The sequence below is a fragment of the Acinetobacter sp. ANC 4910 genome, assembly GCF_004331035.1.
In the GTDB taxonomy this organism is placed as follows: Bacteria; Pseudomonadota; Gammaproteobacteria; order Pseudomonadales; family Moraxellaceae; genus Acinetobacter.
In genome coordinates this window covers 73,131-93,197 of the sequence record NZ_SJNT01000013.1, presented here as the reverse complement: position 1 = coordinate 93,197, position 20,067 = coordinate 73,131, and the positions used below count along the sequence as shown (strand labels likewise).

The window sequence follows — 20,067 nt, the reverse complement described above, 5'->3', positions numbered from 1 at the left end:
GCAATGGTTACATTGGCTGCCATGGCCATAATCGGGCCAAAGTTGCGGGCAGATTTACGGTAGACCAGATTGCCCCAACGATCGCCCTGCTGGGCTTTAATCAAAGCGAAGTCAGCTTTGATTGGGTATTCCAGTACATAATCTTTACCGTCGATGTGACGGGTTTCTTTGCCTTCAGCCAATAAGGTACCAAAGCCTGTAGGGGTAAAGACTGCGCCGAGTCCCATACCTGCGGCTTGAATACGACAGGCCAAATTGCCTTGAGGCACCAGTTCCAGTTCGATTTTGCCTGCACGATAGAGTTCATCGAAGACCCAAGAGTCGGACTGACGTGGGAATGAGCAGATGACTTTTTTCACGGCACCGGCTTTCAACAGTTTCGCCAGACCATAGTCGCCGTTGCCTGCGTTGTTGCTGACAATGGTCAGGTCTTTACGTCCAAGCTTGATCAGCCCGTCAATGAGTTCAGCGGGTTGGCCTGCTGTACCAAAACCACCAATCATGATGGTTGAGCCGTCTTGTATCTGGGAGAGCGCTTCCGTTAAGGTCGCTGCACTTTTATCTATCATAATATTTCCTAGACCTTATATAGGTCGGACTAACTTTTACTCGATTGAGTGGATGAAATAGTGGTAGGTTCGGTAGGACGTTTGGTTAAAATGACATGTGCGAATAAACCAATCACAATGCCCCAAAAAACGGAACTTAGGCCTAAAAAATGCATTCCTGAAGCCGTAGCTAAAAAAGTAATGAGTGCGGAATCCCGTTGAGGCTCATCCCGCATAGCGACAGCGATATTGGTTGAAATCGCGCCCAATAAGGCCAATCCAGCTAAAGCGGCAACAAGCTCTTTTGGCAGTAAGCTGAATAACAGAACGATACTGCCTGCAAACAGACCACCTAAAATATAGAAAATGCCGTTGGCAACGCCTGCGATGTAGCGTTTTTCCTTTAACTCATGTGCATCTTTGCCCATGCAAAGCGCAGCGGTAATCGATGCCAAAACGATGGTAATGCCACCTACACAAGCGACAGCCAATGACGCAATACTGGTGGTCGTGATAATTGGCTTGGCAGGCATGTCATAACCACTGAGTTTCATGATGGCCATACCAGGTAAAAATTGTCCCGTTAGGCTAACTAAAATCAAAGGCAGGGCAAGATTTAAGGTGGAGTGCCAAGTCCATTCTGGGGTAATAAACTGAGGTGTGGCGAGTTGGAAATCTAAACTCACGGCATTCATTTCACCAAGCCCAAAGCTCAAGGTAATACCAGAAAGCAGCACCCAAAGCATGCTATAACGTGGGGAAATTCGTTTTGCGACTAAAAATACAAACAACATGCTAAATACAATAATTGGCATACTATTGGTTGCATTAAACAGTCCCAAACCAAACTGAAATAAGATCCCTGCCATCATCCCCGCGGCAACCGACTGCGGAATCCATTTCAATAACTTATCGAAGTAACCACTAACCCCAATCAGGAAAATCACCACAGCAGAGGTGATGTAGGCAGCAACCGCTTCATTTAAACTAATAGTCGGGAACAGAGTAACCAATAAAGCCGTACCCGGTGCAGACCATGCGGTAATCACAGGGACTTTAAACTTAATGGAAAGGAATATCCCCGCCACTGCTGCCCCAATAGAAATGCCCCAAATCCATGAAATCATCATGGTTGGGGAAACCTGAGCTTTTTGTGCAGCCTGAAAAAAGATAATGAGTGGTCCTGAATAGGAAATCAGTACAGCCAAAAATCCTGCGACAGTGGCTGAAATAGACCAATCTTCTTTCAAAGTTTTAAACAGGGTAGCCATTCATTTGCCTCCATGCAGACATGATCCTGTATATAAAGTTATGTGGCGACCAATTAGCCTTGATCACCACCGCCGACTGGAACCACTGTACCTGTCATATACGACGAATCATCTGAAGCAAGGAATACAATCGCATTCACTTGTTCCTGAATTGTGCCGTAACGGTTCATAAAACTACGGTCAATGGTTTGATCGACCACTTGTTGCATCCACGACTTTTCATTTTCAGACAGTGGATTTGTATTACGCGGCACTTTACGTGGTGGCGCTTCTGTTCCACCTGTCGCCACTGCATTCACGCGGATGCCATCTTTGGCATGCTCAAAAGCCAGTGATGCAGTAAGGGCATTGACCCCGCCTTTGGAAGCCGAATAGGGCACTCGGTTAATGCCACGAGTCGCAATAGAAGAGACATTTACAATCGTACCTTTCTGATTTTTAATCATTTCAGGTAAAACTGCACGGCAGCACCACAGCGTTGGGAACAATGAGCGATTCACTTCCTTAATGATTTCTTCTTCAGAAAACTCTTCAAAGGGTTTCATCCAAATTGCACCACCGACATTATTGATGAGTACATCAATACGGCCATAGACTTCAAGTGCTTTTTCTACAACACTTTGTGCGCCTGCGAAGGTTTCAAGGTTGGCTTTAACTGTTATCGCATCACCTTGATGTGCTTCAATCTCTGCTAATGTTTCATCGACATAGTCAGATAAGTCGGCTAAGACAACTTGAGCACCTTCTTCAGCCACTTGGAGTGCAACACCGCGACCTATGCCTTGAGCGGCACCAGTCACAATCACGACTTTGTTTAAGAATCTTTGATTTGACGCCATTTTTTGAACTCACTTATCATCCAATATAAAGATGAATTTTTAAATTTATACAATTTGGTACGCCTGCATCCTAATAACTGGACATCAGTTACTGGATTAACCTTCGGTTTTGCTTACTTTTCTTTTGGGAATAGTAAGCAAAACTATTGTCATTCGAAAAATTCGTCGAAAACCTATGACTTGATATCTTTCTTGCAGAAAAAGCATTTTTACCAAGCGGTCTGGCCTCGAACAATTGCGAATGACATTTTCGCGTATCATCTTTTCTATAACTTAAATATTGGGTGGTGTATTAGTTTGCGGAGAATTTTTCAAACAGGAAGTTTGCAGGTTTTACACCTTCGCTATCTAACCAACCACGAACGGCATCGACCATAGGAACAGGACCACAGAGGTAGACATCGACATCGCCGCCATTGAGCCATTCATTGTCAATGTGTCCAGTCACATAACCTTTACGCTCGTGTGCAGAGTCAGGGCTTGCAACAACAGTACGGTACTCAAACCATGGGAGTTTGGCTTGAAGTGCATCCAGTTGTTCTAAAGCAACTAAGTCAAAATCATTGGTCACGCCAAAGACTAAACGCACAGGGTGTTCTGCGCCTTTTTCTTCTAAGACTTGCAGCATGGACATAAATGGCGCAATACCTGTACCACCTGCAAGCATGATCACAGGACGAACCACATTACGGAGGTAGAAACTACCAAATGGACCAGTAAAGGTCATTTTGTCGCCTGCTTTGGCGGTGCTACTTAAAAAACTACTCATTTTGCCATTGGGTACGTTGCGTACTACAAAGCCAGTTAAACGGTTGCCCGGTTTAGAACTAAATGAATATGAACGGGTTTCTGCTGTATCTGGAATGCCAACGTTGACATATTGACCTGCAAGGAAGTGAATATCGGGTTGACCTTCATCAAGCTGAATATCAAAAGTAATGGTTGACTCCGATAAATTTTCGACAGCAACTAAAGTACCTTGATACTGGTGAATTTCAGTTTTACAGACTTCAGATGACGCTTGAATTTGGAATACAGCATCTGAAGTAGGGCGGCATTGACACGCCAAAATATAGCCTTGCTCTGCTTCTTCAGGGGTGAGTGCATCTTCAATGTAGGTTTCTTCAGGCATGTCATAACTTCCCGATTCACAGAAAGCTCGGCACGTTCCACATGCACCATCGCGACAATCTAAAGGAATATTAATTTTTTGACGGTAAGCCGCATCAGACAAAGTTTCGCCCTGAGTGACGCTAATAAAACGGGTAACACCATCTTCAAATTGAAGTGCAATATTGTGGTTTGACATGGCTAGAATCCTACTAAAAACTTTGAAACTTGACCTTCAGTCAACATTCCATCTGACTGAAGGGATGATGCTTGAATCAGAGGTGGTAAATATCAATCACTTGATTGATATAGTCGTTTTTCAATACTACGTATTTGCTTAAAATTTGTGGTTGCGCGCCTGAAAAATCGATTTCGTAACGCGACATGCCGAAATAGCTGTAGTTGGTTTTGTAACGGAAACTTAAAGTGTTCCAGTTAAAACGAACAGTCACTTTGTCACCGTCACGTGCCATCACTTCAATGTTGCTGATGTTATGGCTAGTACGTGTGTCGGGCATGGTTGCAGAAGAGCGTTCGGTTTTAATACGGAACACACGATCTTCAAGGCCTTGACGGTCTGGGTAATAAATCAGCGAAATTTCAGACTGTGGATCTTCAGTTAAACGGTCATCATCATCCCAAGCAGGCATCCAGAAAGAAGCAGATGGGGCATAACAATTTAACCAGTCATCCCATTGCTCATCATCCAGAAAACGTGCTTCTTGATATAGAAATTGCGAGATCTGCTCGAGTGAGCTGCGTTCTAAAGTGGCAGTGGCATTCATGCGATCTCTCCTTGTTCATTCACCAGTGCTTTTTCTGAGGCAATGGCATGTTTCATCGTTTCTAGCCAATATTGATGTTGGGCGAGGTACAGTCCTTCATCTTCGGTTTTAATACCGCTAAGTTTTGGTTTTAGACCAATTTCATTGGCTGCATCGTCAGGGCCTTGAATCCAGTGCTTCGAGCCACGGCACATGTCATTCCATTCCAGCTCAATCCCTGCATAACCGGCTTGGCAAGCACGGAATTCTTCAAGATCATCGGGTGTTGCCATGCCTGAAGCGTTAAAGAAATCTTCGTATTGACGGATACGGCGTGCGCGCGCTTCTGGTGCTTCTCCTTTAGGAGCGATACAGTAAATGGTGACTTCGGTTCTATTGACAGAAAGGGGACGAAGTACACGAATTTGTGAACCGAACTGATCCATCAAATACACATTTGGATAGAGACAAAGATTACGTGAACGCTCAATCATCCATTTCGACATTGGCGCACCGAATTTCTCGGTATATTCATCGGCTTTAGGGTAGTTTGGACGGTCTTCTGGGTTTGCCCATTGTGTCCAGAGCAACATGTGACCATTGTCGAAACCGTAAGAACCACCGCCTTGTTTACCCCAAGCACCTGCGCTCATGGCACGAATATTATCGGCAGCTTGAGTTTCTTTACGGTGTTGAGTCGTTGCGGCATAGTTCCAGTGCACCGCAGAAACGTGATAACCATCGGCACCATTTTCAGCCGTCAGTTTCCAGTTGCCTTCGTAAGTGTAGGTTGATGAACCACGTAAAACTTCCAGACCTTGCTCAGACTGATCGACAATCATGTCAATAATTTTGGTGGTTTCACCTAAAAATTCTTCCAGTGAAGGAACATCAGGATTCAAACTACCAAACAAGAAGCCTTTGTAGTTTTCAAAACGTGCTACTTTTTTCAGGTCATGTGAACCTTCTTGATTAAAGCAATCTGAATAACCTGCTTCACTTGGATCTTTTACTTTCAGGAGTTTACCTGAGTTGTTAAATGTCCAACCGTGGAATGGGCAGGTGTAAGTTGCCTTGTTGCCACGTTTATGGCGGCAAAGTTGTGCACCACGATGTGAACAGGCATTGATCATAGCATTCAGTTCACCATTGCGGTTACGCGCAATAATGATGGGTTGGCGTCCCATATACGTGGTGTAGAAGTCATTATTATTTGGAATTTGGCTTTCGTGTGCCAAGTACACCCAGTTGCCTTCAAAAATGTATTTCATTTCAAGGTCAAATAAGGCTTGATCAGTAAACACTGAGCGATGCAGTTTAAATTCACCCGTTTCAAAATCGTCAACAAGCAATTCATCAATACGGTCAAGGTGGCTGGTGTTAATTACAGGAATACGAGGCATGTCCGTTCTCCGAGGTTCCAAATGTGGGGAACACTCCGAAATGACATTTTGTTTAGATGTCATTTCGGTTCCTAAAATATGGGTTAAGCGCTAGCGCGACGACGATCTACTTCAGTTGAAGGAGCACCTTGCTGTTCTTTTACTAACTCAATATTGAATGTGATGTGCTTGAACGGTTGATTTAAACCGCGACGAGCAATTTCAGCTTCATCGGTAACATCTACCGCAGTTGCAACCAAACCATCACGGGTTGCAAAGGCAAAGTCATCCCAAAGGTATTGATCACCTTCAATGTTGAACTGAGTAGTGAGCTTGCGATAACCCGGAGCCGAGACAAAATAATGCACATGTGAAGGGCGGTTACCATGACGACCTAGCTTATTTAACACCGCTTGAGTGGTGCCATCAGGTGGACAACCGTAGCCTACAGGCATGGTGGTCTGCGCGACATAGTGGCCATTGGCATCGCTAAAAATGCTGCGACGCAAGTTAAACTCAGATTGTGATTTATCGAAGAATGAGTAGTTGCCTAAGCTGTTGGCATGCCAAACTTCAACTTTGGCACCTTCAATAATGTTGCCATCAGTATCAGTTACAGTACCTTCAATAAATAAAGTTGGAATTTTGTCTGTTTCAGAACCATCGTCCATGCGGGCGAAACCAGTAGATTCAGGTGCACCTGCAACATAGAGTGGACCTTCAATGGTACGTGGTGTGCCACCTGTAATGCCTGCTTTAGCATCTGCTTCATCGGCACGAAGGTCTAAATAATGCTCTAAGCCTAAACCTGCTGCGAGTAAACCCAATTCATTGGCTTGACCTGCATCGGTGAAATATTCAAGACCTTTCCACAGTTCAGATTGGCTGATGTCAAGGTCTTCAATCGCTTGGAACAGATCACCCACTAAACGTACAACAATTTGTTGTACACGTGCATCGACAGGACCAGTCGCAGTGTCGACGTTCATTTCTTTTACGAGGGCATCAATTTGTTGACGGTTCATACTATAACTCCTTAAGTATGTTTTGGTGGCTGGCACATGTTTGATTGCATCAATACACTGGCTGGCCACATTCCTTGTGAATACAGGTAGTTTTTACAATTCGGAAAGCGTACTTTCCTTAAACTTTTACTTCTTAACGATCATCTTCACGAATAGAAGAGGGATGTCGGTTCAGCGGCATTACTTCAATATTCATATAAGGATAGAGTGGAAGACCTTGTAACAGGCTGTGCAACTCTTCATTGCTCTCGACATCAAAAATACTGATGTTGGAGTATTGACCTGTAATACGCCAAATGTGGCGCCATTTGCCTTGCTGTTGCAGTTCTTGCGAATATGCCTTTTCGACCGCTTTAATTTCATTTGCCTGTTCTACTGGCATATCCAGCGGTAGGTTTACATCCATTCGTACGTGGTAAAGCATGTGGAATTCCTTTAATTACTGGCGACGCATACCGTCAATTTTGTCTTCATCAATTTCAATACCTAGTCCAGCCGTGGTCGGTAACACCAGCTCGAAGTTTTGATATTGCAACGGTTGTTTTAAAATATCTTCGGTCAGTAACAGGGGACCAAACAGTTCAGTACCGTATGCTAAATTGTGAAAGGTAGAAAAGACTTGTGCCGATGCCATGGTGCCAATTGGGCCTTCGAGCATGGTGCCGCCATACAGATCAATACCTGCCAGTTTTGCAATTTTTCCAACTTCACTGGCTTCGACTAAACCACCAGATTGCGCGATTTTGACTGCAAAGACTGAAGCTCCATTACGTTTTGCTAAGCGATAAGCACTGTCAGGGCCCATTAACGATTCATCCGCCATAATGGCAATATCAAAACGTTGAGTAAGACGTTGCATAGCATCAATGTTGTCAATCGCGCAGGGTTGTTCAATTAAATCCACACCGCCATCTTGTAACTGTTGAATGCCCTTAACTGCTTCAAGTTCTGACCAAGCACGATTCACATCTACGCGAATAGAAACATCTGAGCCTAAAGCTTTTTTGATGGCTAAAACATGCTCTACATCTTCTTCAACGCGACGTGAACCAATTTTTAACTTGAAAGTATTGTGGCGTTTGTTGGCAATCATCTGCTGTGCTTCAGCAATATCTTTTTCTGTATTGCCAGAAGCCAATACCCACAGTACAGGCACACTATGTCTTAAACGACCACCAAGTACTTCACTCATCGGTAAACCTAAGCGTTGTGCTTGAATGTCAAATAGCGCGGTTTGAATGGCATTTTTCGCGAAACGGTTGCCATTGATATTACGTTTAATTGTTTGTATGGTTTGTGCCACATTCAAACCTGATAATGATTTGAGTAATGGGGCAAAATAAGTTTCGATATTGGTTTTGACGCTTTCAGGGCTTTCTTCACCGTAGCCTAAGCCACCAATCGTGGTTGCTTCACCCCAACCCGTAAAGCCATCTTCAGTACTGATTTTCACCAGAACTAAGGTTTGAGTTTGCATTGTTGCAACCGCCATTTTATGTGGGCGGATCGTCGGTATCTCTACAAGCAACGTTTCAATCGATTTATACATCTTTCGGCTTCGCTATCTTGATTTGTCTAAGTCATGTGATATACCTTAAAGGAATGATTTAAACCTGTCGAAGATCATTTTGGCATTTTTTTATATTTAAAAGGTATGAAGTCTTATGGAACTTAGACACCTACGCTATTTCGTAGCGGTTGTAGAGGAACAAAGTTTTACCAAAGCAGCAGAAAAACTGTTTATTGCCCAGCCGCCATTGAGTCGGCAGATTCAAAACCTTGAAGCTGAGCTAGGAATTCAACTGTTTGAGCGCGGTAGTCGACCTTTGCAGACCACGCCGGCAGGTCAATTTTTCTATCAGCATGCGGTTAAACTTTTGTCTAATGCCGAAGAAGTAAAGTCGATGACTAAGCGTGTTGGTATGGTCGAACGTACGGTAACCATGGGATTTGTTGGGTCATTGCTCTATGGTTTGTTGCCTCGAATTGTGTATTTATTCCGTCAGCAACAACCACAGCTTAAAATTGAACTGATTGAAATGAGTACTAAAGACCAAATTCAGGCGCTTAAAGAAGGGCGTATTGATGTTGGATTTGGACGCTTGAGAATTTCTGATCCTGCAATTCGTCGAGTGTTATTGCGTGAAGAACCTTTGATGGTTGCGGCACACAGCAGTCATCCTTTAGCATCGCAAAAACAAGGGGTATACCTTGCAGATTTGGTCGAAGAAAGTCTGTTTTTATATCCAAGTCACCCTAAACCCAATTTCTCGACTCAAGTTCGAAGCTTATTTTCGGAGTATGGTTTAGAGCCGCGCAGTTTACGTGAAGTCCGTGAAATTCAGTTGGCGCTAGGCTTGGTGGCTGCGGGTGAAGGGATTTGTATTGTGCCAGAAAGTGCCTGTAGCATTCAGTTTCCGCACCTAAACTATATTCCGTTGTTGGATGATGCCGCAGTTAGCCCGATCTTTCTTGCTATTCGAAGTATGGATGAAAGCGAAGATATTCGCTCGCTGTTTGATTGCATTTATCAAGTTTATGATCTTGAAGCAATTAAATACGACCGAGCGGTGCTTTAACTAAACTGCTGCTATTCGTAACGATTCAAAAGGAAGCGGGAAATTTCTCGCTGAAATTTGAAGGGTTCATTAATTAAAATGGCATGACCTGACCGTTCAAAAATGACTTGCTTGGCATTTTTGACACTATTCGCGATAATTTTTTGTCCTTGAGATGGGTAAAGTATCGAATTTTCCCCAATAAAAAAAGTTGTTGGACAGCTCAATTCTGCTAAAGATTCACGATAATCTTCATCATGATAGAGATAGTTATTGATATACCATGCCAAATAGTCAAGGCGGTGTAAGGGCAAGAGATGTTTTTGCAATTTATCGTATTTTAAGGCGGTGTTCCATAAGATGGGGCTTAAGCGATGACCATTTTGTAATAATATGAATTTACTCCATATTTTAATAAATTCATGGCGTGAAGCAGGTTCAAGGTCTTCCAGACTATTCACAGGCGGTAAGGCAGAGAAAAACAATGAAATTTCAGCCAAGAGATTTTTAAAATTTGAGTGTTGCTGACTCAGTAGACCATATGGCCAATGAGTATCTACCGTAATTTTGGGTGCTTGATCAATATGCAAATAACGATTGATATATTGTTTAAAATTTCCATATTTCATGCCATGCATGGCAGTTGTTGCCCCCATGGAGAAAGCAATTACGGTAAAATCTGGATACTTTAATTGTTGGATTAATGCCTCTAAATCACGCCAATGGCTAGAAATAGCATCTATTTCAGGTATACGGCAGCATTTTGAGCGACCAAACCCACGCCAATCTGGAATAATAAATTTAAATTGTTTACTGTTTTGAATTAAAAACGGCATCCATTGCCAACTTTGCATGCCTAAACCTGATAATACTAAAACAGGCTCTCCCTGACCAAATTCACGAACATACAATTGTTCTTGATCTGGCATTTGATAGTAAGGCATTGTAATTTCTCTATTTTTTAAGATTTTTCAAATTTTTTCAGACCTGTAATCATGGCTTCAAGCCATTCAATCCAGCCCACTTCTAAGTTAATGCCTAACTGTAAAATCATTTTATGAATATATAAAGTCCGATTTTCATTTTCTGTAGATGGAAAGTCTTTATTAAAAATTTGTTGATAAATTTGCAACTTTTCTTGATGCAACATCAAGTGTCTTTCTAATTCAGGCAATACGGTTGCATCACCTACTTGTGCTTCTGCTCTTAAACGTACCATCAGTTCTTCACGTAGTTGAGCGGGTGGACCTTGTTTGACCATCCAGTCAGCCAACTCAGTGCGCCCCAATTGTTCAACTTGATAGGTCTTTTTTCTGCTATTTGAACTCTCTTCTTCAAGGGTTGAAATCCAGCCTTTTTGCTGCATGGCACTGAGTTCGCGGTAAATTTGTTGATGTGTTGCATTCCAGAAGAAACCCATGGAACGGTCAAAACGACGTGCCAATTCAATGCCTGTACTGGGTTTTTCAATTAAGCTGGTAAGAAGGACATGTGCTAAAGACATAAGCTAGCATCAACAAATTTAAGATAAAGATATTATGCAACATGTTGCATAGATTTCAAAATTAGATTATAAATTAGTGCAACAAGTTGCATAAAAGCAAAATTTAGCCAGCACATTGCAAGCCATGGAGGTCTCATGTCCAATTATCCACACTTACTCGCCCCATTAGATTTAGGATTTACTACGCTTAAAAACCGTGTACTTATGGGTTCTATGCACGTTGGTCTTGAAGAAGCACCAGGTGGTTATGACCGTATGGCAGCATTTTATGCTGAACGTGCAAAAGGCGGTGTTGGACTCATTGTGACGGGGGGGATTTCACCGAATGACCATGGTTTGACTTTTAAAGGTGGTTCTAAGCTCGATACCCGTGAAGAAGCAGAACACCATAAAGTCATTACGCAGGCAGTCCATGCAGCGGGCGGTAAAATTGCTTTGCAAATTCTGCATACTGGTCGCTATTCATACCAAAAAGATATTGTTGCACCATCTGCAATTCAAGCACCGATTAATCCTAGTCGCCCTAAAGAATTAAGTTCTGCCGAAGTGCAGCAAACCATTGATGATTTTGTGAACTGTGCCAAACTTTCACAATACGCAGGTTATGATGGCGTAGAAATCATGGGTTCAGAAGGTTATTTAATCAATGAATTTATTGCGGCACGCACCAACCATCGTGATGATGAATGGGGTGGTAGCTATGAAAAACGTATCCGTTTCCCAATTGAAATTGTTCGACGTACACGTGAAGCAGTCGGTGAAAACTTCATTATTATTTACCGTTTATCTATGTTGGATTTGGTTGAAGGCGGTTCAAGTTTAGATGAAGTGATTCATCTGGCAAAAGAAATTGAAAAAGCTGGGGCAACCATTATCAATACAGGTATTGGTTGGCATGAAGCGCGTATTCCGACCATTGCGACCAAAGTGCCACGTGCGGCATTTACTTGGGTCACCAAAAAATTAAAAGGTAGCGTAAACATACCTTTGGTTACGTCTAACCGTATCAATACACCTGAAATGGCAGAGCATGTCTTGGCAACAGGTGATGCTGACATCGTTTCTATGGCGCGCCCAATGTTGGCAGATCCTGAGTTTGTGCTCAAAGCTGAACAAGGTCGTAGTGATGAAATTAATACCTGTATTGGTTGTAACCAAGCTTGTTTAGATCACATTTTCTCGATGAAAATTGCAACATGTTTAGTAAACCCACGTGCATGTTATGAAACAGAATTAATTTTCAAAGAAGCAGGTCAAGCGAAAAATATTGCTGTAATTGGTGCTGGTCCTGCGGGATTAAGTTTTGCAACTTATGCAGCAGAGCGTGGTCATAACGTCACCATTTTTGAAGCTGCAAACCAAATTGGTGGTCAGTTTAATATTGCGAAAACAGTCCCAGGTAAAGAAGAGTTCTATGAAACTTTACGTTACTTCAAGCGTAAAATTGAATTGTTACAACCAAAAATCAAGTTACAGCTAAATCATAAAGCGACGTATGAAGAGCTAAGCCAAGCAAACTTTGATGACATTGTGGTAGCAACAGGTGTAACACCACGTGAATTGAGTTTTGCAGGGGCCGATCATCCCAAAGTGTTGAGCTACATCGAGGTACTAAGAGAGCGTAAGCCAGTGGGTAAGCGTGTCGCGGTGATTGGTGCGGGTGGTATTGGTTTTGATACAGCCGAATACTTGAGCCATGAAGGTGAAAGCGGCAGCTTAAACCCTCAAAAATTCTACAATGAGTGGGGTATTGACACGCATTACAACGAAGTGGGTGGTCTAAAACAACCACAAGTAGAAGCTTCTGAGCGTGAAATTTTCTTACTACAACGTAAACCAACAACTGTCGGTGCTGGTTTAGGTAAAACAACAGGTTGGATTCACCGCGCTGGTTTGAAAAACCGTGATGTACAGATGATTGCGGGTGCCAGCTATGAAAAAGTAGATGACCAAGGCTTGCATATTATTGTGAATGATAAATCTATGATTTTAGATGTGGACAATGTAGTGATTTGCGCGGGGCAAGAGCCTTTTACAGCAATGTTCGATCAATTAAAAGCAGATGGTAAGGCGGTACACTTAATTGGTGGTGCAAAAGAAGCGGGTGAATTGGATGCTAAACGTGCAATTCGTCAAGGTGCTGAGCTTGCAGCAGTAATTTAAAACCAAGGGGACCTACGGGTCCTCTTTTCATAAATGAAAGAGAAGACAACAATGCAATTAAAACAAACCCAAGATGCATTACATAAATGGCACCACATGGTTGCAACGCGTGACATGGATTGCTTAAATGAATTGTTAGCAGACAATGTGGTCTTTAGATCTCCTGTTGCTTTTCATCCTTATGAAGGTAAAGCCGTGGTACAGTTCATTCTGAGCAATGTTATTCAGGTATTCGAAAACTTCACCTATCATCGTGAATTTTTCACTGAAAATGTACAATCTGTGGTTTTAGAGTTTTCAGCCAATGTCGGAGACAAAAAGCTGAAGGGAATTGATATGATTCAATTCAATGAGCACGGTCAAATTGTTGATTTTGAAGTGATGATTCGTCCAAAAAGTGGTTTAGAGGCTCTAGCTGCTGAAATGGGACAACGTATTAAGCAATTTCAACCTGCTTAAACTGTAGCAACATGAAGTAATGACTGAGATTAAAAAGATGTGGTTAAAACTTTCGACCTTCGCCTTATTGCCTGTGTTGGTGTTACAGGGGATGAAAGTTCGTAAGAATACACCACGTCTTTTAGAAGCCAGTGGTGATCGTGAGGGAATAATCGGTCAAGGGCAGCCATTATCTTTATTGATTTTAGGAGATTCGGCTGCAGCGGGTGTTGGAGTTGAATCACAAAATGAAGCTTTGTCTGGTGCTATTCTTCTCGCATTGCAAGATGAATATCGGGTATTGTGGAAACTGCATGCTAAGACTGGCGATACGACGGATCAAGTCATTCAGGCAACGCAGCATTTAGCACCCCAGCAGTATGATGTGGTGGTGACATCGGTCGGTGTCAATGATGTCACCAAATTGACTTCAGTCAAATCTTGGTTGAAGCAACAGCAGCATCTTTTTCAGGAAATACAGAATCGGTTTCAGCCGAAATTGATTATTGTCACTGGCGTTCCTCCAATGCAGCATTTTACAGCCTTGCCGAATCCATTGGCATGGTTACTGGGTCAATATGCAGCTGCAATGAATCAGCAATTACAGCAATGCTTAGACAAGAAAAGTCAGTTTAAGTTTCTGCATTTTGATATACGTGCCTTTCAAATGATGAATTTGCCGATGGCAAGCGATGGTTTTCACCCAAGCAAAGAAATTTATGCCATTTGGGGTCAGCAGATCGCCACATTAGTACGGCAATCTTTTACTCATCATCAATAATGGTAAATCAATATGAGAATATCTACTTTAAATAAAATTAAAGTTCTAGGTTCGGAATGGATTGATTCAGTTATCGGTGCTGAACAACCAAAACTGTACTATAGCCCACAAGGGCAAAGTAAAAAGGTGCTAGAAAAGTTACCTCAACTTCAACAGAAATATCGTCCAACCCCGTGGTTAGCAAACACACATGCACATTTATTATATTTTGATGTGATTAAGAAGCGAACCATTCAACTAGAGTATGACCGAATTGATCAGTTGACCATGCAAGATGGCGGCGTGACTGCGGTAGCTTGGTATGGTCTGGCATTACCCCCAGAAACTCCGACGATCATTCTTTTGCATACGATTACGGGTAATTTAGCCAGTATGAGAGAGTTAGTTCGAGATCTGCATCAATATACGGGTTGGCGTATTGCTTTGTGTTTGCGCCGTGGGCATGCAGGTTTACCTTTACCTGTACCGAAAATGAGCTTGTTTGGTTTTACTTCAGATTTACGTGAGCAAGTCGCCTATATTCAGCAACAATTTCCAGCTTCATATTTATATGCCGTGGGTTCATCCGCGGGTACGGGTTTATTGGTTCGTTATTTGGGTGAGCAAGGTGAAGACACACCGTTTAAAGCCGCTTTCGCATTATGTCCTGGCTATAATACGGAACTTGGATTTGAAAATATCCATCCGTTTTATAGTAAGGTCATGACCAAAAAACTATTCAAGACTTTTATTCATCCTTATTTGCCGACTTGGAAGCCTGTGACTTCATTGTCACAGGTATTGGCGGTTAAGACGCTTGCAGAATTTGAGAAAAGTTATTTTGAATTAGTGGGTTATCATGACTATGCAAGTTATACCAAAGCCATTAATCCTATGCATGTATTTGAGAATATTAAGATTCCATTGATGGTTTTAAATTCTGAGGATGACCCCGTTTGCCATATCAAGAACTTTTATCCGTATAAATCAGTTATTCAAAGAATGGAAAATATTATTGTCGTAACAACTAAAAAGGGCAGTCATTGTGGTTTTTATGAGGGAGTTACTCAAACCCGATCATGGGCTGCAAAATTAATCGCAGATTATCTAAAGTTACATGCAGATTAATGGTTTGAAGTCTTTTTATTGGCCATAAAAAACCAGTTCATTTGAACTGGTTTTTTTAATAGTTTTTAAATCATTTATTGTCTAATGCAGGGGTTGCAGCGGCAATTGCAGCAGCGACAGCATCATCTTCAGACTGAGCAGTTGTATTAGGTTTCGGCTGTTGTACGGCTTGAGCTGGTTTATCTTCAGCTTTAGGCGCTTCAACTGCTTGAGTTGCAGCTGGTTTCGGTGCTTCTTCGCGACGAATTTCAGTCGTAGTATTTGCGGTTTGCTCACGCACAACTTCAACTTGAGTTGGAATAACAACCTCAGCTTCAGGTTTAGATGCTTCTAAAGGTTGGAACTGTGCAGGTTCAGTCGGTTCAGATGCAGCTTGTGCCGTTTCAGCTTGCTCATCTTTAGGTTCTTCTTTTTTCACACATGCGGTAAGTAATAAACCCAATGCAAGGGCACCACAAATTAAAAATTTCTTATTCATAATCGCACAAAATAAAGCATAAATGGAGTGCGCATAGTATAGCAGTAAAATTACAGATGAAAAATCCTGAGATTCCCTACTAAATTTTTATCGGAAATGCTGATAGAATAGCCAATTGTTTATTGATCTATGAATTGCTGCTAATTGACTTTGCTTTCTAGGTACATAGTAAAGTAAAATCGCACAACATTGTAGGCCGATTTAGGCTCCATTGTACGAGAAACTTAATGACCCATTTTATTTTCGTTACTGGTGGTGTAGTTTCATCACTAGGTAAAGGTATTTCAGCTGCTTCAGTTGCTGCACTTTTAGAAGCCCGTGGTTTAAAAGTCACCATGGTCAAAATGGATCCATACATTAATGTCGATCCAGGGACGATGAGCCCATTCCAGCATGGTGAAGTGTTTGTCACAGAGGATGGTGCTGAGACTGACTTGGATTTGGGTTATTACGAACGTTTCTTACGTCGTGCGAAAATGACCAAACTCAACAACTTTACTTCTGGTCGTGTTTATCAAGACGTACTCAATAAAGAGCGTCGTGGTGATTACCTAGGTGGTACTGTTCAAGTAATTCCACACATTACAGACAACATTAAAGAACGTGTTCTTCGCGCTGGCGAAGGTTATGACGTTGCCATTGTAGAAATTGGTGGAACAGTCGGTGACATTGAATCTCTCCCATTCATGGAATCTGTACGTCAGTTGATGGTTGAATTAGGTCACAAACGTACCATGCTGATGCATTTAACGTTGTTGCCATATATCAAGTCAGCTGCTGAGTTAAAAACCAAACCGACTCAACACTCTGTAAAAGAGTTGTTATCTATTGGTATTCAACCAGATATCTTAATCTGCCGTACTGAATACGATGTTGATGCGGATACGACACGCAAAATTGCATTATTCACAAACGTGGAAGCACGTGCTGTGGTGGTGTGTAAAGATGCGAAAACAATTTACCAAATTCCTCGTACATTCTATGAGCAAGACGTTGATGATTTAATCTGTGAGCGTTTTGGCTTTAATGATTTACCTGAAGCCGATCTTTCAGATTGGGACAATGTGGTAGAAGCATTGTTAAACCCTGAATACACTGTACGTGTTGCAATGGTGGGTAAGTATGTTGAACTTCCAGATGCATATAAGTCTGTAAACGAAGCGTTATTACACGCTGGTATTCAAAATCGCGTTAAAATTCAAATTGATTATGTCAATGCGGAAGATCTTGAAAGCCAAGATGTTGCGACAGCATTAAAAGATGCCGATGCGATTCTTGTACCAGGTGGTTTTGGTGAGCGCGGTACTGAAGGCAAAATGAAAGCGATTCAGTATGCACGTGAAAACAATGTGCCATTCCTTGGTATTTGTTTGGGTATGCAGTTGGCTGTAATTGAATTTGCTCGTAACGTTGCGGGTATTGTAGATGCGACTTCTACTGAATTCAACCGTTCAACTAAATCACCATTGATTGGTTTGATTACAGAATGGTTAGATGAACGTGGTGAAGTACAACAGCGTAGCCTTGAGTCTGACCTTGGCGGCACCATGCGTTTAGGTGCACAAAAGTCTGAATTGGTTGAAGGCACTAAAACACGTGAAGTGTATGGCAAAGCTGAAATTGTAGAGCGTCATCGTCACCGTTATGAAATGAACAATCGTTTCATTCCAGCACTTGAAGATGCAGGGATGAAAATTTCGGGCTATTCACCTGTACAACACTTAGTAGAAACAGTTGAAATTCCTCAACATCCTTGGTTTATTGCTGTACAATTCCACCCGGAATTTACAAGTTCACCACGTGATGGTCATCCATTATTTGCAGGTTTTATTGGTGCAGCGAAAGCAAAACATCAAAAAGCTTAAGAATAAGGTATGTCTAGGACTAAACTAGGAAAGTTTAAATGTCACAATTAAAACCACAAGAAATTGTACGTTTAGGCGATATACAAATGGCAAACCACTTGCCATTTGTACTATTCGGCGGCATGAACGTATTAGAGTCAAAAGATTTAGCTTTTGAAATTGCAGAAACTTATGTTGATATTTGCAAGCGCTTAGACATTCCCTATGTGTTTAAGGCAAGTTTCGATAAAGCGAATCGTTCGAGCTTAAATTCATTCCGTGGTCCTGGTTTGGAAAAAGGAATTGAATGGTTGGCGGATATTAAAAAGCACTTTAATGTGCCAATCATTACTGATGTGCATGAGCCGTATCAAGCTGCACCAGTGGCTGAAGTTGCAGACATCATTCAGTTGCCAGCTTTTTTAAGTCGTCAAACTGACTTGGTTGAAGCAATGGCTAAAACAGATGCCATTATTAACATCAAGAAAGCACAATTCCTTGCTCCGCACGAAATGCGCCATATTTTGCATAAGTGTTTAGAAGCAGGAAATGACAAGCTCATTATTTGTGAGCGTGGTTCGGCATTTGGTTACAACAATTTGGTTGTAGACATGTTGGGCTTCGACATCATGAAAGAAATGAATGTTCCTGTGTTCTTTGATGTGACTCATGCGCTTCAAACTCCGGGTGGTCGTGCAGATTCTGCAGGTGGACGCCGTGCACAAATCACGACACTTGCTCGCGCAGGTATGGCGACTGGTTTGGCAGGTTTGTTCTTGGAAGCACATCCAGACCCTGAAAAAGCCAAATGTGATGGTCCATGTGCCTTGCGTATGTCGCAACTTGAGCCGTTCTTAGCACAGCTAAAAGAATTAGATACCTTGGTAAAAGGTTTCGCAAAATTAGATACTCATTGATGCCATCTAAAGCATCTCGTTATTAATCAACTGAGGAATTATTCATGAGCCAAATCGTTGACATTCGTGCACGTGAAATTTTGGACTCTCGTGGTAACCCAACCATCGAAGCAGACGTTATCCTAGAATCTGGTGTTGTAGGTCGTGCATGTGCACCATCTGGTGCTTCAACTGGCTCTCGTGAAGCTTTAGAACTTCGTGACGGCGATAAAGCGCGTTATTTAGGTAAAGGCGTTAAAACTGCTGTAAACAATGTCAACACAATGATTCGTGCTGCATTAGTTGGTAAATCAGTATTTGAGCAAAAAGACATTGATAACACGATGATTGCCCTTGATGGCACTGAAAACAAAGAAAAACTAGGTGCTAACGCAACTCTAGCTGTTTCTTTGGCTGCTGCACGTGCTGCTGCTACTGAAAAGAAAATTCCTCTTTTCCAATACATCGCAGACTTACGTGGTCAAACGACTTTGAGTATGCCTGTACCAATGATGAACATCATCAATGGTGGCTCACATGCAGACAACAACGTTGATATTCAAGAGTTCATGATTGAGCCAGTTGGTTTCACTTCATTCGCTGAAGCACTACGTGCGGGTGCTGAAATCTTCCATTCTCTAAAATCAGTTTTAAACAAAAAAGGTTTAAATACTGCTGTAGGTGATGAAGGTGGCTTTGCTCCGAACTTGCGTTCAAACGAAGAAGCGATCACTGTTATTCTTGAAGCGATTGGTCAAACTGGTTACAAAGCTGGTTCTGACATTATGCTTGCGCTTGACTGTGCATCTTCAGAATTCTACAAAAATGGTCAGTACATCCTTGCAGGTGAAGGCAATAAAGCATTCACAAGCAACCAGTTCTCTGACTATTTAGCAGGTCTCGTAAACCAATATCCAATTATTTCAATTGAAGATGGTTTGGATGAGTCGGATTGGGAAGGTTGGTCTTACTTAACGTCTATCCTTGGCGACAAAATCCAGTTGGTGGGTGATGATTTGTTCGTTACAAACCCGAAAATCCTTCAACGTGGTATTAATGAGAAAGTAGGTAACTCTATCTTAATCAAATACAACCAAATCGGTACGTTGACTGAAACTTTAGATGCAATCTATCTTGCGAAAGCAAATGGCTACTCAACTGTAATCTCTCACCGTTCTGGTGAAACTGAAGATTCTACAATTGCAGATCTTGCAGTGGGTACAGCAGCGGGTCAAATCAAGACCGGTTCACTTTGCCGTTCTGACCGTGTTGCAAAATATAACCAATTGCTTCGTATTGAAGAGTTGACTAATGCGATCTATCGCGGTAAAGCTGAGTTCAAAGGTTTGAACTAAGCGA

At 42.1% G+C, this 20,067-nt stretch carries 20 protein-coding genes; 8 read left to right on the top strand and 12 right to left on the bottom strand.

What is annotated here, in order from left to right; all coding sequences use genetic code 11:
- The 9 genes from E0H82_RS13710 to E0H82_RS13670 all read right to left on the bottom strand — a co-directional run.
- Window positions 1–569: 3-oxoacid CoA-transferase subunit A (locus tag E0H82_RS13710; protein ID WP_131265312.1), on the bottom strand; the 569-nt coding region annotated here is incomplete at its 3' end.
- Between the two features lie 29 nt (window positions 570–598).
- A complete protein-coding gene (gene benE, locus E0H82_RS13705; protein WP_131265311.1) occupies window positions 599–1,819 on the bottom strand; it encodes a benzoate/H(+) symporter BenE in 1,221 nt (406 codons plus the stop codon).
- 53 nt (window positions 1,820–1,872) lie between these two features.
- Window positions 1,873–2,658: a benzoate diol dehydrogenase BenD gene (benD, locus tag E0H82_RS13700; RefSeq protein ID WP_131265310.1), complete on the bottom strand. Its 786-nt coding sequence runs from the start codon at window positions 2,656–2,658 to the stop codon at window positions 1,873–1,875.
- Window positions 2,659–2,950: 292 nt separating this feature from the next.
- Window positions 2,951–3,967: a benzoate 1,2-dioxygenase electron transfer component BenC gene (gene benC / locus E0H82_RS13695; RefSeq protein ID WP_131265309.1), complete on the bottom strand. Its 1,017-nt coding sequence runs from the start codon at window positions 3,965–3,967 to the stop codon at window positions 2,951–2,953.
- A gap of 76 nt (window positions 3,968–4,043) precedes the next feature.
- Window positions 4,044–4,553, bottom strand: coding sequence for a benzoate 1,2-dioxygenase small subunit (gene benB / locus E0H82_RS13690; protein WP_131265308.1), 510 nt, complete (start codon window positions 4,551–4,553; stop codon window positions 4,044–4,046).
- Entirely contained in the window at window positions 4,550–5,935 is a 1,386-nt protein-coding gene (gene benA / locus E0H82_RS13685) for a benzoate 1,2-dioxygenase large subunit (protein WP_131265307.1), read from the bottom strand. The genes benB and benA overlap by 4 nt, the downstream gene beginning before the upstream one ends.
- Before the next feature lie 83 nt (window positions 5,936–6,018).
- Window positions 6,019–6,939 carry a catechol 1,2-dioxygenase gene (catA, locus tag E0H82_RS13680; RefSeq protein WP_131265306.1) on the bottom strand — a complete coding sequence of 307 codons (921 nt, stop codon included), beginning with the start codon at window positions 6,937–6,939 and terminating at the stop codon, window positions 6,019–6,021.
- Between the two features lie 133 nt (window positions 6,940–7,072).
- Window positions 7,073–7,363 carry a muconolactone Delta-isomerase gene (gene catC, locus E0H82_RS13675; protein ID WP_131265305.1) on the bottom strand — a complete coding sequence of 97 codons (291 nt, stop codon included), beginning with the start codon at window positions 7,361–7,363 and terminating at the stop codon, window positions 7,073–7,075.
- Between the two features lie 15 nt (window positions 7,364–7,378).
- Window positions 7,379–8,488 carry a muconate/chloromuconate family cycloisomerase gene (locus tag E0H82_RS13670; protein WP_131265304.1) on the bottom strand — a complete coding sequence of 370 codons (1,110 nt, stop codon included), beginning with the start codon at window positions 8,486–8,488 and terminating at the stop codon, window positions 7,379–7,381.
- A 115-nt stretch (window positions 8,489–8,603) separates the two neighbouring features.
- Between E0H82_RS13670 and E0H82_RS13665 the strand changes: the two genes are divergently transcribed.
- Entirely contained in the window at window positions 8,604–9,518 is a 915-nt protein-coding gene (locus tag E0H82_RS13665) for a LysR family transcriptional regulator (protein ID WP_016167756.1), read from the top strand.
- Window positions 9,519–9,529: 11 nt separating this feature from the next.
- Here the strand turns inward: E0H82_RS13665 and E0H82_RS13660 are convergent, their stop codons facing one another.
- Window positions 9,530–10,441, bottom strand: a complete 912-nt coding sequence (locus tag E0H82_RS13660; RefSeq protein WP_131265303.1) for an alpha/beta fold hydrolase — start codon at window positions 10,439–10,441, stop codon at window positions 9,530–9,532.
- Window positions 10,442–10,458: 17 nt separating this feature from the next.
- Complete coding sequence (locus tag E0H82_RS13655) at window positions 10,459–11,001, bottom strand: PadR family transcriptional regulator (protein WP_131265302.1); 543 nt, start codon at window positions 10,999–11,001, stop codon at window positions 10,459–10,461.
- A gap of 135 nt (window positions 11,002–11,136) precedes the next feature.
- Between E0H82_RS13655 and E0H82_RS13650 the strand changes: the two genes are divergently transcribed.
- From E0H82_RS13650 to E0H82_RS13635, 4 genes are read left to right on the top strand one after another with little or no spacing between them, the layout of a single operon-like run.
- Window positions 11,137–13,164, top strand: a complete 2,028-nt coding sequence (locus E0H82_RS13650) for an NADPH-dependent 2,4-dienoyl-CoA reductase (RefSeq protein WP_131265301.1) — start codon at window positions 11,137–11,139, stop codon at window positions 13,162–13,164.
- A 51-nt stretch (window positions 13,165–13,215) separates the two neighbouring features.
- Window positions 13,216–13,623, top strand: coding sequence for a nuclear transport factor 2 family protein (locus E0H82_RS13645; protein WP_131265300.1), 408 nt, complete (start codon window positions 13,216–13,218; stop codon window positions 13,621–13,623).
- 37 nt (window positions 13,624–13,660) lie between these two features.
- The gene (locus E0H82_RS13640) at window positions 13,661–14,383 is read left to right on the top strand and encodes an SGNH/GDSL hydrolase family protein (protein WP_131265316.1); all 723 of its coding nucleotides are present in this window, start codon (window positions 13,661–13,663) and stop codon (window positions 14,381–14,383) included.
- A gap of 12 nt (window positions 14,384–14,395) precedes the next feature.
- Window positions 14,396–15,490, top strand: coding sequence for a YheT family hydrolase (locus tag E0H82_RS13635; RefSeq protein WP_131265299.1), 1,095 nt, complete (start codon window positions 14,396–14,398; stop codon window positions 15,488–15,490).
- Between the two features lie 70 nt (window positions 15,491–15,560).
- Here the strand turns inward: E0H82_RS13635 and E0H82_RS13630 are convergent, their stop codons facing one another.
- Window positions 15,561–15,968: an internalin gene (locus E0H82_RS13630; RefSeq protein WP_131265298.1), complete on the bottom strand. Its 408-nt coding sequence runs from the start codon at window positions 15,966–15,968 to the stop codon at window positions 15,561–15,563.
- A gap of 227 nt (window positions 15,969–16,195) precedes the next feature.
- On the opposite strand from E0H82_RS13630, the gene E0H82_RS13625 reads away from it, so the two are divergent.
- The 3 genes from E0H82_RS13625 to eno are packed head-to-tail and all read left to right on the top strand — an operon-like array spanning window position 16,196 to window position 20,063.
- Entirely contained in the window at window positions 16,196–17,833 is a 1,638-nt protein-coding gene (locus tag E0H82_RS13625) for a CTP synthase (RefSeq protein WP_131265297.1), read from the top strand.
- A gap of 38 nt (window positions 17,834–17,871) precedes the next feature.
- Window positions 17,872–18,729 carry a 3-deoxy-8-phosphooctulonate synthase gene (gene kdsA, locus E0H82_RS13620; protein WP_131265296.1) on the top strand — a complete coding sequence of 286 codons (858 nt, stop codon included), beginning with the start codon at window positions 17,872–17,874 and terminating at the stop codon, window positions 18,727–18,729.
- A 44-nt stretch (window positions 18,730–18,773) separates the two neighbouring features.
- Window positions 18,774–20,063, top strand: a complete 1,290-nt coding sequence (gene eno / locus E0H82_RS13615) for a phosphopyruvate hydratase (RefSeq protein WP_131265295.1) — start codon at window positions 18,774–18,776, stop codon at window positions 20,061–20,063.
- Window positions 20,064–20,067 lie beyond the last annotated feature (4 nt).